This window comes from Ensifer sp. 1H6 (genome assembly GCF_001976035.1).
GTDB classification, from domain to species: Bacteria; Pseudomonadota; Alphaproteobacteria; order Rhizobiales; family Rhizobiaceae; genus Ensifer; species Ensifer canadensis.
In genome coordinates this window covers 12,665-26,146 of record NZ_MOAI01000042.1, presented here as the reverse complement: position 1 = coordinate 26,146, position 13,482 = coordinate 12,665, and the positions used below count along the sequence as shown (strand labels likewise).

Below are 13,482 nucleotides of genomic sequence, written 5' to 3'. Positions count from 1 at the left end.
AAAAAGGGGAACTACCAATGAACCACACCAAATCGACAATGAAGGCCCTGTGCATCGCGACGATGATGTTCGCCGCCAATGGCGCGCATGCGGAAAACAAGACCTGGACACATGTGACGATCGCCACCGAAGGCGGCTTCAAGCCTTACAATTTCACCAAGCCCGACGGCACGCTTGACGGCTACGAGATCGAGCTCAGCAAATACCTCTGCACCCATATGAAGGTCGAGTGCGAGATCAGCGTCCAGAACTTTGACGGCATGATCCCGGCGCTGAATGCCGGCAAGTTCGATGCGATCATTTCCGGGATGTCGGCAACAGCCAAGCGCGAGCAGGTTATCGATTTCAGCGACTCCTACGGTTCGACCGGCCAGGCCTTCGCCACGCTGAAATCCGGTCCGCTCGCATCACTGCCTGAAAAGGGCGTGGTGTTTTCGCTCGCTTCGAACGAGGCAGGTGCTACCGCCGAGATCGAGAAGTTGAAGCCGCTGCTCGAAGGCAAGACGATTGGCGTCCAGATCGCCTCGACCGGTGCCGCCTTCGTTGACAAATATCTGAAGGGCGTCGTCGAGGTGCGCGAATACAAGACGACCGAAGAGCACGATCTCGATCTCGCGGCTGGCCGCGTCGACCTGGTAATGGCCTCGATGGCTTACCTGACGACGGCTTCCGAAAAGCCGGGCAATGAGGACATGACCACCACCGGTCCCCGGTTCCAGGGCGGCTTTCTCGGTCGCGGCAGTTCCGTCGGCCTGCGCAAGACGGATCCGGATCTGAAGACACTGTTCAACGAGGCGATTGCTGCCGCTAAGGCGGACGGCACGATCAAGACGCTTTCGGAAAAGTGGTTCGGTTTCGACGTCACGCCGCGATAAACCACACGACGATTTCGCCTTTCACCGGACGCCGCCGCACATGATCGCGCGCGCGTCCGGATAGCGTGCGTGAGGGAAGCTTCGCTCCTCTGGCTTAGCTCGTCACATACATGGCCTGGCCCTGTGCCAGGTACTGAAACAGCTCGTAGCTCATCCAGATGTAACCGCCGCTGCCGTTCCATTGGCAGCCCCAATCCGGTCCGAAGCTGTTCTGGATGAGGATCGCCTGCTGCGCATCGTCGTAGCCGATGATCAGCATGCAGTGGCCGACAAGCTTGCCGTTGGCGCCCCGCACCTTGTCGAGCGGCCCCGTCAATGGCCCAGGGCCGCTATAGCTCATGAAGCCGGAATTGAGGGCCGTGCCGTAGCACAGAGCACCACCATCAGCGATGATGGCCTTGATCGCGTCGAGATCCGATGTTTCGACGATGGCCCAACCGGGGATCTGGAAGCTGGTATCGGCGGTGGCGTCGGGGTCGTAGCTGGACCAAAGTTCGGGGCAGTTGGGGTAGTAGGGGGCCGTCGCCCAATTGGGCGTGCCGCCCTGCTGCAGGATGTTGAGGTAGGACGCCAGATTCGAGCCGCTGCACGTCTTCTGACCATCGTTGATCATGACCTCGATATAGATGTTGGCGGGGCTTGCCTGTTGCGACGCGCCCGACGGCGTCTGGCCGGATGCGGCGGCCGCCGTGTAGGTCGCAAGACCATAGGTAGACGCCCAGGCTGCACAGCTGCCGGGACTGCCGACATGCTGAGCCGTGCCCTGCGCCTGCGGTGGTGGCAGATATTGGGCGTTAACGGTTGCTGAAGCCGGTGGCGCGCCTGTCGTCTTGGGCCGAATGGTGCGCCCGACCTCGACGATGGTTGGATCATAACCGAAATCCAGGAATGCCTGGTGGAGAGACATGAGACCTCCTTTTGGCCGGACCCTTCTGCCGGGCCAGGCACGTGTGTTGACGAAGGGATTTTTGTCGGCCGTCTGGCCATGCTTTGCACGATGATGTCTTGACTGCGATGCTCGGCATTGCGGCGTGGTGACCCGGCCTGAGAGCAAGGACCTCTCGGTCGAAACTTCCGGTAGATCATCAAATCGGACTTTGAAAACGAAAGCTGAGGCCGGCTCCGGATAAATTGCCCTTGCTCCGGTCGGCATGGCCGCCTGCGACCATGTGGCTGCACGCAGTGGTAGAATACAGCCATGGCCACCGAGAGCAGTACCCTCAGTTTGAAGGGGTACCGGCGAGCATTTGCTCGTATGGTGTAAACATCGTGTTGGCCGTTCGATATTGGATCGAATCCCAAGGGAGAGGAGCCCCCCTGGTCGCAGATACTTTAACCGCGATAGTCGTCGCGCTGGACGATCTCGAAGAGAGGCTTTCGCCGTAACCCGGGTTGTAAAGCTGCAAATATTCGCCGTGATCGTTGCCGCTAGGCAGTGCTTGGTACCCCCATCATCATTCGCGGAATATGCCCTTGTAGTAGGCTCCGTTCCTCGGAGGAGGGTGGTTTACGACAACGGTGGGACGCTTGCCTCTTGCTGGAGTAGTGGCGGTTTTCGCCGGTACATCGGCATTGCGCGTTGAGCGTTCTTTGGGTGTATTTGCGGCTGCGGCGGGGTCCGTTGCGCCAATGCCGATCGTAAATCCCACGAATGCAATGACTGACAGTCCGCTGAGCAATCTGTGCATTTTTCCAACCTCATGTTGCCAGAGCCTCTCCGGTTCAAACGGAGCCGCAGAAACACTCTATCTCCTTATTTCCAAGCATTTCCTGCCGGAAAACGGCTTCGCACTTTTGCTGGAAATGCGCTCCGCCACGGTGAACGATCGCATGGGCCCGCGTCTGTCGTGTGACGCTTGCCGCGTACTCTACCGCTCGCAGTAGCCGGTGCAGGATCAGCACGACCCGCCAATCCGGATCCTCACTCGGAAGTGGTACGCTTTGCAACCCAGCATGTCACAGCGTTCGACCGCATTCTATTCTGGGTCGGCTGAACTCGAGGTGATCAAGTGTTAAGCTCGCTGCCCCGAGGGGACGGAGGCGAGTGCGATGCTGCGCGCAGATCAAGGCGATCAGGGGCCCTTCTGGACACGGCCCATTCCGGTGGGGCAGGCGGAACTCTGCCCGTCCGTTCTCGATGAGATCGATTCCAACGGTGGCAGAACCGGGTTCCGCGGTTACGTCCTGCAGATCTTCGATGCGCCGGGCGCGCGACCTTCGGGCATTCTCGAAATCGCGCTCAATCGAAAGCAGCGCCGCGCCTGCGGCGTCTACGAATGCGAGGCATCCGACACTGCCTCTTGGACGGAGCACGCCGTTCTAACGACCGATCCAGTCTGGTTTGCGGCTTCGACGCCTCAGGAGGCTGCAAACGTGTTGTTCCAAACCCTGGTCGACCGCGCACCTGATCTGTAGGCGTAGGAGAGCCCTCCGCAGGCATCGCGGTTGCCTCAAGGAAAGTCATTCCGATCACGATACCTGCCGGCTTCTTGTCGGCGGTTCCGTTACCGGCCTGCCGGGGAGAGCCAAATCGGCAGCCGTGCTTGAACGCGCCCGGTCAGCGCAGCCGTCACGCAATCGGCAAGGTTTCCGAGGCGCACCGCACGGCCGGAGAGGCCGGGGCCGTAATGGGCATATTTGCCGGAATTGGTCATCAGCGCGCGGGTTCGCGTCGGGAACACCGGTTCAGAGATCGAGCACCAACAGAGGTCGGGCAGGACCTGCACACCGCTTGCCTCCAGGGCGGCAAGTGTCCCTTCCGCCCGCGCAGCGGCAATCACCTGATGGCCGGCCGTAACGATCACCGCTACATCCCCGTGACGTTTGCGACCGGCAAGCGCTGCCGCCAGAGCCCGACATTCACTCAGCGAGGCGTGGGGGCTGCCGATGGCGACCAGGTCCACATCCTCCGGTCCGTCGTTCAACAGGGTCCAGGCGGCCGCCATCTCGGCGCGGGTGATTGCAACAGTGCCAGCTTCGCTTGACGCAGCACCTTCCGCCTCCGGCGTGACACCTTCAATGTGCAACATCGGCGCTGCCGATGTGGTGCCGAAGGCAGCGCACAGCGCCTTCAGGTCGTCGGACGAAGGCTTTGCAGCCGCGAGGCCACGCAGAAGCGGGATGCAATCGGGTGCAGCCCGCCCAGCGAGATAGCCGATGAGCGGCCAGAAAGCGTCGTCCACCCCTTCAGGCAACTCCACGTCGATGACGCGGCTGGCCTTGCGGTGTTCGTCGAGATAGACGCCGGAGAGCGGCGCGCGGCCGGTCAGCGCGATGCAGAGGTCGAGGAAATCCGGATGCTTCGCGGTGCGGGCGCCGAGCACCGTATTGGCGTAGATGACGGCGTTGGATTCCGCCCAGGCGATTGCCTCTCCGGCCTCAGGCGCGCTGTCGAGCAGATAGGGGGAACAGGTGAAGGTCGGACGGCAGCCCATGCGGACATAGGCGTCGGCCAGCCGCGCGGCCGGATCGCCGAACGAGGCCGGCACCCCCTGCGCCTGCCAGTTGGCGCGGTCGACAGAAATGGCGTTCATTGTCGTCGGCAGCCGGACCCGCGCGCCCATATCCGCCATTTTTTCGGCGAAGGTGAGATTGGCAGGGCTGGCATAGATGCAGCCGTCGATATGCCCTTGCGTCACGCTGACGAGGCGTGTTGCGCCCTGCTGCGCCGCCATGGCGCAGATGATGCGCATCGCGACCTCAACCGCAACCCCGTCGCGGCCATCCAGCATGGCGAGGTCCGCTTCATCAAGATCGAGCGCCGCGGTCGCAAGCGGTGCGATTTCGATCGTCAGGCCGTCGGCCTCGATCGCCGTATCGGTGATGCGCGCGGTTTTTGCCTCCGCCAGCGCTGCGAAGGCATCGGACGAAAGGCGCAGGACGGGCAGCGGCTTGCCGAACATCTCGGCTGCAATCAGCGCGCCGAGGGTTAGCACGTCCTCGGCTTCGGAAAAGACAAGCGCGGCCGGCGCACGACCGGTCAGCGCAAGATCGAGCAGCACGCCCGAGCCGGTGCAGGAGCCCCGGCTCGACGGCATCATCAGGATACTGCCCGTGAGACAGGTCCCGTGCAGTGGGTGGTGAACATCGATCACCGCTCCGGTCGCCGGATCGACACCACCCCAGAAGCTCAGCGCTTCCGGTGCGGCAACGATCGGCCCCTCGGCCGTGCCGCCAAGGATACTGCGAGCGGAGAACGGATTGTTCATTTTACGACGAAGCCGTGGGCGAAGGGATCGCGATCATCGATGAAGATCGTGTTGATACCGGTCATGCGCGCCCATCCGGCGATCGAGGGGATGATGGCATCGCGGTCGGCGACCTTGGTCGCGGCCTCCACCCGACCCTTGAACAGCGAGCCGATGATCGATTCATGCACGAATTCGTCGCCGACCTTCAGCTTGCCCTTGGCGGCAAGCTGCGCCATGCGCGCCGAGGTGCCGGTGCCGCAGGGCGAGCGGTCGATGGCCTTCTCGCCGTAGAACACGGCGTTGCGGGCATGCGCCTCGGCTTGCGTCGGCTTGCCCGTCCACTGGATGTGGCTGAGCCCCTTGATCTCCGGGTGCTCGGGATGCACGAACTCGTACTTCGCGTTCAAGGCGGCGCGCAGTTTCGGGCTCCAGCCGATCAGCTCGCCGGCCGTGTGGTCGGCCATATCGCGAAAATTCTTCTGCGGCTCGACGATGGCGTAGAAGTTGCCGCCATAGGCGACGTCGACGACGATCTCTCCGAGGCCCTCGACTTCGGCCGTCAGTCCCTCGGCATAGAGGAAGCCGGGGACGTTGGTCAGGCGCACTTCCTCGACGAAGCGGCCCTCCTGGCGATAGCTGATGTCGACCTTGCCGGCAGGCGCGTCGATCGACAGCTTGCCGGGCTCGCGCGGCGTGATCAGTCCGTTCTCGATCGCCATGGTGATCGTGCCGATGGTGCCGTGGCCGCACATCGGCAGGCAGCCGGAGGTCTCGATGAACAGCACGGCGACATCGCAATCGGGCCGTGTCGGCGGATAGAGGATCGAGCCGGACATCATGTCATGTCCGCGCGGCTCGAACATCAGGCCGGTGCGGATCCAGTCGAATTCTCTGAGGAAATGGGCGCGCTTTTCCAGCATGTTGGCGCCCTCAAGACGAGGACCGCCGCCGGAAACGAGGCGGACGGGATTGCCGCAGGTGTGCCCGTCGATACAGGAGAAGGTGTAGGTGGCCATGGTCGAAACCTCTGTCAGAACCGTTGAGGCGAGAAGGGGGCGATGTCAATCGTCGGAGCCTGGCCGGTCAAAAGATCCGCGACGAGCCGGGCGGTGCCCGCCGATTGGGTCAGGCCGAGATGGCCGTGACCGAAAGCGTAGACGACCCGCGATGTCGCGCGGGCGCGGCCGATGGCCGGAAGGCTGTCGGGCAGCGACGGGCGGAAGCCCATCCACTGCACGCCACCTTCGGGCTTGAGCCCCGGCAGGAAGGTTCGTGCCTTCTGCAGCATGGCTTCGGACCGGCGGTAGTTCGGCGGCAGTTGCAACCCGCCGAGCTCGACTGCGCCGCCGACACGGACACCGGTCGAGAGCCGGGTGACGACGAAGCCATGGCCGCCGAAGGTGACCTGCGTGCGCAGGTCGAAGGCGTCTGCCGGCAGCGTGGTGTTGTAGCCGCGCTCGGTTTCGAGCGGGATGCTCTCGCCGAGAGATTTGGCAATCCGGTGGGAGAACGCACCGGCCGCGAGCACGACCTGTGCCGCCCGCCGCGTCGCGCCACTTGTGGTCCGAATTTCGACGCCGCCATCGATTGGCGCCAGGGCCGTAACGTCGGCGCGCTCGATCGCCCCGCCCTTGGCGCGGAAGTGTTCTGCCAGCGCCAGCGTATAGAGCTTCGGGTCGGCAATGGAAAACCAGCCCGGCGTAAAGGTGCCATGGGTGAAGCGGGGCGCCAGACCCGGCTGGATCTCAGCCATCTCGGCTGCGCCCATATGGCGGAATTCGATGCCATGGTCCGCACGCGCCCGCCATCCGGGCAGCGAAGCCTTGAGTTCGGCTTCGCTTTCATAGACCTGAAGATTGCCATCCTTGCGCAGCATCGGCAGGGTGCCGGTTGCGGCAAGGAACGGCTCCAACTCGACCTTGGAGAGGTCCATCATCGCCGTCTGGGCGGCCGTCGAATGCGCCACCCGCTTTGGCGAGCAGGCGCGCCAGAAACGGAACATCCACGGCGCGATCTGCGCGGCGTAGGCCGGCGGGATGCTCAGCGGCCCGAGCGGGTCGAGCAGCCATTTCGGCGCCTTCTTGAGGATGCCGGGCGAGGCGAGCGGCAGGATGTCGGTGAAGGCGAAGGCCCCGGCGTTTCCCGCCGAGGCTCCAGCTGCCGGGCCTTCCCGGTCGAGCACGGTGACCGAAAGCCCCCGTGCCTGGGCCGCTATCGCGGCGGAAAGGCCGACAACGCCGGCGCCGATGACGATGACGTCAGGCTGAGCTGCATCCTTCATGATCGGCTCAATGCGTCGCTGCCAGGAACTTCTGCAGTTCCGGATCCTTCGGCGCGCCGAACAGCTCCTCCGGCGGGGCGATCTCGGCCATCACGCCCTTGTGGAAGAAGGCCACCCGATCGGACACTTCGCGGGCGAATTTCATCTCGTGGGTGACGCAGATCATCGTCATGCCTTCGGAGGCGAGCATGCGCAGCGTGTCGAGCACTTCGCCGACGAGCTGCGGGTCGAGCGCCGAGGTCACTTCGTCGAACAGCATGTAGGCCGGGGACATGGCAAGGGCGCGGGCAATCGCCATGCGCTGCTGCTGGCCGCCCGACATGCGGTTGGGATAGACCGAAAGCTTGTCGCCAAGGCCGACATGAGTGAGCTGTTTTACGGCCATGGCCTCGGCCTCGGCTTTCGACTGACCCAGCACCTTGCGCGGTGCGAGCATAACGTTTTCGAGCACGGTCAGATGCGGGAAGGCGTTGAACTGCTGGAAGACGATGCCGAGCTTACGGCGCAGCTTGTTGAGGTTCGTCGCTTTTGCATGCACATCGGTGCCGTCGACCACGATTCGTCCGCCGTCTATGGTCTCGAGCCCGTTGATGCAGGTTAGCAGCGTTGACTTACCCGAACCGGAGCCGCCGATGATGGTCAGGACTTCGCCCTTCTTCACGGTGAGGTCGATACCCTTCAGAACTTCCAACGGGCCGAAGGATTTGCGAACGTTTTCAATCTCAATCATTGGGGGACCACCGTTTTTCGAGATACCCACCAAGCCGGGCGATGGGGAAGCTGATGAGGAAATAGATTGCACCACAGATCAGGAGAATGAACAGCGGTTCCTGCAGGCGGGTGACGAGAATCTGCGAGGCGCGCAGAAGCTCGATCAGACCGAGCCAGAGCACGAGTGCCGAGTCCTTCATGACGCCGAGCGTGAGGCCGATCCAGGACGGAAGCGAAACGCGGGTGGCAAGCGGCGCCACGATGTAGCGCATGTCCTGCCACCAGGTCATGCCCAGCGAGCGTGCCGCGCGGCGTGTGGTCGGCGGCACCGACGAGATGCCGCCGCGCACGATCTCGGTGCAATAGGCGGCCGTGTAGAGCGACAGCACCACGCAAGAGGTCGTGAACGGCCCCCAGCCCATTTTGGCGATGGACTGGAAGGCATTGGCCAACACGAGCTGGATCAGGAGCGGAACGGAGCGAAACACGTCGAGCACGAAGGTCAGCGGCGCCGACCAGTAGGGGCCGGCTTGAACACGGATCACCCCGAAGAGGATGCCGAGCAGCGTACCGGCGGTAACCGAAACGGCGGTGACGGCGAGCGTCATCGCCGCACCCTGTGCAAGGAAGGCGAGATCACTCCAGGTGAGGGCGGTATTGAACATCTCTCACCTCTCTCAGTAACGGAACATGCGCGAGGCGATTGCTCGGGCAGCGAGGGTCACGGCCTTGGCGATCACGTAGTAGATCACGGCTGCCAGGGCGAAGAATTCGAAGGTGCGGAAGGACCGGGCGTTCAGTTCCTGGGTGATGCCGGCGAGGTCGGTGTTCATGCCGACGGTGACGCCGAGTGAGGTCATCAGGATTGCCCAGACCATCTGGTTGGTGGTCGGCAGGAAGGCGACGCGCAGCATCTGCGGCAGGATGATGTAGCGGAAGGCCTGCAGCGCCGTCATGCCGAGCGAACGGCCGGCACGGGTCTGCGTATCCGGGATCGCTTTCAGGGCGCCGCGGAAGTTTTCAGCCAGATAGCCCGCATTGTTGAAGGCAATGCCGACGAGCAGCGCCGTGTAGGGGCTCAGATGGATGCCGAAATTGCCGAGGCCGAAATGGGCCATGTAGATCTGGAACAGCGCGGGGGTGTTGCGCGCGATCTCGATCCAGGCGGTGGCAAAGCCACTGAGGATGCGATTGCCGGACAGGCGGAACCCGGTCAGGGCGAGCGCGCAAATGACGCCGATGAGCATCGACAGCAGCGCGATCTGCAGCGTGACCAGCGCGCCGTCAAGCATTTGCGGCAATGCTTTCAGCGCCTGGTTCCAGTGGAAGGAGTAATTGAACATCGCCGTCTCACCTTTTCGAAAATGAGTGGTACCAACCTGCGCTGATATTGGCCGATTGCGCCGGAGCGATTTTAGCTTCCGGCAAGCAGACAACCGCAACCGGACCAGACGGTCCGGTGAGGATTGTCGACGCGGTCCGGGGGCCAAAAGCGCCCGGCCCTTCGGGTGGGCCGTGTGTCGGCCACCGGCAGTGTCGCAATCCTCGACCGATGCCAAGGCATCGCTCTAAGGTCCGCTCCTTGCCGGATGACCGCACACGGTCCCACGCAATCGGTCAATATCAGCGCAGGTTGGTACAACGGCGCGAGACGTTTGCCTCGCGCCGCCAGAGAAACGGACAGATTAGCGGTAGACGCCGTTCACCGCCAGCGAAGGCAGTTCGCCGCCGACCCACTTCTCGTAGAGTTCGGCATAGCGGCCGGTGCGGACCTGCTGGTTGATGAAGAGGTTGAGGTAGTTGATGAGGCCGTATTCTTCGCGGTTGGTGAAGAGAGCCACGTAGTCGATGTCGAACGGCGCCTTGCCGACAACCGAGATACCGGCGAACTTGCCGGTCTTCACGTTGGCCTGCGCCACGGTCGAGGTCGACACCGTTGCGTCGATCTGGCCCTGGCTAAGCGCGAGGAAGACGTCGGCCTGCGTCTGGTAAGGACGGAATTCGCCCGCACCCCATTCCTTGACCTGCTTTTCCAGCGCGATCGCTTCGAAGGTGCCGGCGGTGGCGCCGACGACCTTGCCCTTCATGTCCTCGAAGGACTTGATGCCGGTCTTGTCGTTGGCGGTAACGGCCATTTCGAAGGCGAAGTAGGGAACGGTCATGCCGACGGTCTTGGCACGCTCGAGCGTATCGGAGGTCGAGGCGACGCCGACGTCAACGCGGCCGGACATCAGCGCGGGAATGCGCTCGGGGAAGGGAGTTTCGACGATCTCGGCCGTGACGCCCAGCGCCTTGGCAAGGTCGTTGCAGTAGTCGACGTCGAAGCCGACCGGATTGTTGTTCTCGTCGCGAGAACCCATCGGCGGGAAGTCGAGAACCACTGCGCAACGCAGCGTACCCGAGCCGATGATGTCATCCAGCTTGTCGGCGTGGGCCGGGCTGGTCAGAGCAGTGGCGGCAACGAGGCCGAAGGCTAGGACCGAGGTCTTCATTTTTCTCTCTCCCTGAATTGGTGCGCCGTTTGACGGCGAGCGCAATATTCCGCGTTGGAGAGCGTAAATCAACTTAAAAATACAAACAGTATACAAAAAGTATATGATCGTGACGTCATTGGCCCGCAGGGATCCCATTTGTTTCGCAAAATGGGGTCCCTGCGCAGCGATCGGTCGCGGATCAGTTCAGGAAATCTTCCGGCAGCAGGGCTTCCGGCAGGTTCTGGTAGGAGACCGGACGCAGGAAGCGGCGGATCGACATGGTGCCGACGCTGGTCGCGCCAAAGTTCGTCGAGGCCGGATACGGCCCGCCATGCACCATGGAATCGACGACCTCGACACCGGTCGGGAAACCGTTGACGAGCAGGCGGCCCGCCTTGCGCTCAAGGATGGGGCGCAGGCGACGGGCCGGCTCGATGTCGCCGGCATCCATGTGCACGGTGACCGTCAGCTGTCCCTGGAGACCGCGCGCGAGCTGTTCCATCTCGGCTTCCGAATTTACCCGGACGACGAGGCCGAGCGGGCCGAAGACTTCCTCGCCGAGCGCATGGTCGGCCAGAAACTGGCTGCCGGTCGTCTCGAACAGGTTGGGCGACGCGGCGCGGTCCGACGAGCTGGTCTCGAGCAGCGGCTTGACGCTGTTGCGGGTGGTGAAACGCTCCTGGCCGTCGCGGTAGGCCTTGGCGATGCCATCGGTCAGCATGGTCTGCGGCGCCACCTTTGCGAGCGCATCGACGGCAGCGGCCGTGAAGCGGTCAGCATCGGATCCTTCGATCACCACCGCGATGCCGGGATTGGTGCAGAACTGGCCGGCACCCATGGTCAGCGAACCGGCCCAGCCCTGTCCAAGCGCCTCGGCACGTGCCTTCAAGGCTTCCGGCAGCAGGAACATCGGGTTGACCGAGCCGAGCTCGCCGAAGAACGGGATTGGTTCGGGGCGGGCGGCGCACAGATCGAAGAGCGCGCGTCCGCCGGCGAGCGAGCCGGTGAAGCCGACGGCCTTGATCAGCGGATGCTTGACGAGCGCGTGGCCGACGTCGCGGCTGCCGCCTTGGATCAGCGAAAAGACTCCCGGGTGAACGCCGCACTTGCGGATGGCGGCTTCGACGGCCTCAGCGACGATCTCGCCGGTGCCGGGATGGGCCGAATGACCCTTGACCACCACCGGGCAACCGGCAGCCAGCGCCGCTGCGGTATCGCCGCCTGCGGTGGAAAAGGCGAGCGGGAAGTTGGAGGCGCCAAAAACGGCGACCGGGCCGATCGGCCGCTGGATCAGCCGGATTTCCGGACGGGGCGCCGGCTGGCGCTCGGGGAGGGGCGCATCGACACGTCGGTCGAGGTAGTCGCCCGCCTCGATATGGTCGCAACAGTCTCAGCTGACCGGTGGTGCGGCCGCGTTCGCCCTGCAGCCGCGCTTCCGGCAGGCCGGTTTCCTGGCTGCCAATCGCGGTAATGGCTTCGGCCCGTGCCTCGATCTCGTCGGCGATGGCGCGCAGGAACGCTGCGCGTTCGGCCCGCGACGAATAGCCGTAGGTCCAGAACGCTTCTTCCGCCGCCTCGCAGGCGCGGTTCACCAGTTCGACCGTGCCGACCGCGAAGTCATGCGCCGGGCCGTGTGCCGGTGTCGAGGCGAAGGTGCCTGCGCCGTCGAGCCACTCGCCGGCGACGAGATGTTTTCCTTTGGGGGTGAAGACCATCTGCGGATCCTTTCTTGAGAACACCGGTGTCTTTCGGCATGAATAGCTGACAGCCGAATTGCACTCGGCGGTTCTTTGTATACTCTATGTATGCATAACTTCAACCGCCCACAACAGGGTCATACGCAGTCAGAAAGGTACAAGATGAGTGAGACCACCACCCTGACAATCGCCGCAGTTCAGGAGCGGGTCGAGGCGATCTTCCGCAAGGCCGGGCTCAATGCCGTCCAGGCCGGCGCCCTTGCGCGGGTGATCGTGGCAGGCGAACGCGACGCCTGCAAGTCGCATGGCATCTACCGTATCGAAGGCGCGCTGCGCACCGTCAAGGCCGGTAAGGTAAAGCCGGACGCCACTCCCGAGCTTCTACCGCAGGAAGGCTCGGCGATCGTCAAGGTCAATGCCATGGGTGGTTTTGCCAATCCGGCCTTCGAGCTTGGCCTGCCTGTTCTGGCCGAGCGTGCCCGAACCCTGGGGCTTGCCGCCCTCGTCATCAATGACTGCACCCATTTCTCGGCGCTCTGGCCCGAGGCGGAAGGACTGACGGATATGGGCCTTGCCGGGCTCGTCATGTGCCCGAGCTATGCGACGGTCGCGCCGACCGGCGGCAACAAGCCGTTGCTCGGCACCAACCCGTTTGCCTTCGCCTGGCCGCGCGAAGGCCGTCCGCCCTATGTCTTCGACTTTGCGACCTCCGTTGCCGCACGCGGCGAGATCGAGCTGCACCGCCGTGCCGGCAAGCCGCTGCCGGAGGGCTGGGCGATCGACGCGTCGGGCAATCCGACGACCGATCCGGATGCCGCACTTGCTGGCGCCATGCTGCCGTTCGGTGGCCATAAGGGTTCGGCCATCGGCACGATGATCGAACTCCTGGCCGGCATCATGATCGGCGACCTGACTAGCCCGGAAGTGCTCGACTATCTCGGCACCACCACATTGGCGCCGTTCCATGGCGAACTGATCATCGCCTTCTCGCCGGAGGCATTTGCCGCCGGGCGTCCCGGCAATCCGTTCGACCGCGCCGAGGTCCTGTTTGACGCCATTCTCGGCCAGGGCGCGCGCCTGCCGTCTCAGCGCCGCTTCGCCGCCCGCGCAAAGTCTGAGGTCGATGGCATCACCCTGACGGCCGCCGAGATGGAGCAACTCGAGCGCCTGCACACACTTGGGCTCGATGCCGTGGCGTAAAATCCAGCCGGGGGCACTCAGCCCGCTTCTGGCACTCAGTAAAACGAAAGGTCA

General features: G+C 63.6%; 11 protein-coding genes and 1 pseudogene. 3 read left to right on the top strand and 9 right to left on the bottom strand.

All coding sequences use genetic code 11. From position 1 onward, the window contains the following. The first annotated feature begins 17 nt into the window (after window positions 1–17). A complete protein-coding gene (locus BKP54_RS31310) occupies window positions 18–875 on the top strand; it encodes a transporter substrate-binding domain-containing protein (RefSeq protein ID WP_057225536.1) in 858 nt (285 codons plus the stop codon). Between the two features lie 94 nt (window positions 876–969). On the opposite strand, the gene BKP54_RS31305 is transcribed toward BKP54_RS31310, so the two are convergent. Continuing rightward, window positions 970–1,782, bottom strand: a complete 813-nt coding sequence (locus BKP54_RS31305; protein ID WP_057210049.1) for a C1 family peptidase — start codon at window positions 1,780–1,782, stop codon at window positions 970–972. Window positions 1,783–2,924: 1,142 nt separating this feature from the next. Between BKP54_RS31305 and BKP54_RS31295 the strand changes: the two genes are divergently transcribed. After that, complete coding sequence (locus tag BKP54_RS31295) at window positions 2,925–3,290, top strand: hypothetical protein (protein WP_057210044.1); 366 nt, start codon at window positions 2,925–2,927, stop codon at window positions 3,288–3,290. 89 nt (window positions 3,291–3,379) lie between these two features. Here BKP54_RS31295 and BKP54_RS31290 read toward each other — a convergent pair whose 3' ends face one another. The 8 genes and pseudogenes from BKP54_RS31290 to BKP54_RS31255 all read right to left on the bottom strand — a co-directional run bounded on the left by BKP54_RS31290 (window position 3,380) and on the right by BKP54_RS31255 (window position 12,246). Then, window positions 3,380–5,083 (bottom strand): aconitase X, encoded by a 1,704-nt coding sequence (locus BKP54_RS31290; RefSeq protein ID WP_057210042.1) that lies wholly within the window; start codon window positions 5,081–5,083, stop codon window positions 3,380–3,382. Next, on the bottom strand, window positions 5,080–6,081 hold the full coding sequence (locus tag BKP54_RS31285; protein WP_025429445.1) for a 4-hydroxyproline epimerase: 1,002 nt from the start codon (window positions 6,079–6,081) through the stop codon (window positions 5,080–5,082). The genes BKP54_RS31290 and BKP54_RS31285 overlap by 4 nt, the downstream gene beginning before the upstream one ends. 14 nt (window positions 6,082–6,095) lie before the next feature. Further along, window positions 6,096–7,346: an FAD-binding oxidoreductase gene (locus tag BKP54_RS31280; protein ID WP_057210041.1), complete on the bottom strand. Its 1,251-nt coding sequence runs from the start codon at window positions 7,344–7,346 to the stop codon at window positions 6,096–6,098. A gap of 7 nt (window positions 7,347–7,353) precedes the next feature. Then, entirely contained in the window at window positions 7,354–8,076 is a 723-nt protein-coding gene (locus BKP54_RS31275) for an amino acid ABC transporter ATP-binding protein (RefSeq protein ID WP_057210039.1), read from the bottom strand. Continuing rightward, window positions 8,069–8,722, bottom strand: coding sequence for an amino acid ABC transporter permease (locus tag BKP54_RS31270; RefSeq protein WP_025429442.1), 654 nt, complete (start codon window positions 8,720–8,722; stop codon window positions 8,069–8,071). Before BKP54_RS31270 ends, BKP54_RS31275 begins: the two co-directional genes overlap by 8 nt. Window positions 8,723–8,734: 12 nt before the next feature. Then, on the bottom strand, window positions 8,735–9,400 hold the full coding sequence (locus BKP54_RS31265; RefSeq protein ID WP_025429441.1) for an amino acid ABC transporter permease: 666 nt from the start codon (window positions 9,398–9,400) through the stop codon (window positions 8,735–8,737). A gap of 342 nt (window positions 9,401–9,742) precedes the next feature. Beyond that, window positions 9,743–10,549, bottom strand: a complete 807-nt coding sequence (locus tag BKP54_RS31260) for a transporter substrate-binding domain-containing protein (RefSeq protein WP_025429440.1) — start codon at window positions 10,547–10,549, stop codon at window positions 9,743–9,745. A gap of 181 nt (window positions 10,550–10,730) precedes the next feature. After that, window positions 10,731–12,246 (bottom strand): annotated as a pseudogene (locus tag BKP54_RS31255) (aldehyde dehydrogenase (NADP(+))). Window positions 12,247–12,390: 144 nt separating this feature from the next. Here BKP54_RS31255 and BKP54_RS31250 point away from each other — a divergent pair. Continuing rightward, window positions 12,391–13,428: an Ldh family oxidoreductase gene (locus BKP54_RS31250; protein WP_057210036.1), complete on the top strand. Its 1,038-nt coding sequence runs from the start codon at window positions 12,391–12,393 to the stop codon at window positions 13,426–13,428. The last annotated feature ends 54 nt before the right edge of the window (window positions 13,429–13,482 follow it).

Bases quoted from the DNA above. Each gene is read 5' to 3' on its own strand.
- BKP54_RS31285 (WP_025429445.1), bottom strand. From the start codon at position 6,081: ATGGCCACCTACACCTTCTCCTGTATCGACGGGCACACCTGCGGCAAT.
- BKP54_RS31280 (WP_057210041.1), bottom strand. From the start codon at position 7,346: ATGAAGGATGCAGCTCAGCCTGACGTCATCGTCATCGGCGCCGGCGTT.
- BKP54_RS31310 (WP_057225536.1), top strand. From the start codon at position 18: ATGAACCACACCAAATCGACAATGAAGGCCCTGTGCATCGCGACGATG.
- BKP54_RS31260 (WP_025429440.1), bottom strand. From the start codon at position 10,549: ATGAAGACCTCGGTCCTAGCCTTCGGCCTCGTTGCCGCCACTGCTCTG.
- BKP54_RS31250 (WP_057210036.1), top strand. From the start codon at position 12,391: ATGAGTGAGACCACCACCCTGACAATCGCCGCAGTTCAGGAGCGGGTC.
- BKP54_RS31295 (WP_057210044.1), top strand. From the start codon at position 2,925: ATGCTGCGCGCAGATCAAGGCGATCAGGGGCCCTTCTGGACACGGCCC.
- BKP54_RS31270 (WP_025429442.1), bottom strand. From the start codon at position 8,722: ATGTTCAATACCGCCCTCACCTGGAGTGATCTCGCCTTCCTTGCACAG.
- BKP54_RS31290 (WP_057210042.1), bottom strand. From the start codon at position 5,083: ATGAACAATCCGTTCTCCGCTCGCAGTATCCTTGGCGGCACGGCCGAG.
- BKP54_RS31265 (WP_025429441.1), bottom strand. From the start codon at position 9,400: ATGTTCAATTACTCCTTCCACTGGAACCAGGCGCTGAAAGCATTGCCG.
- BKP54_RS31275 (WP_057210039.1), bottom strand. From the start codon at position 8,076: ATGATTGAGATTGAAAACGTTCGCAAATCCTTCGGCCCGTTGGAAGTT.
- BKP54_RS31305 (WP_057210049.1), bottom strand. From the start codon at position 1,782: ATGTCTCTCCACCAGGCATTCCTGGATTTCGGTTATGATCCAACCATC.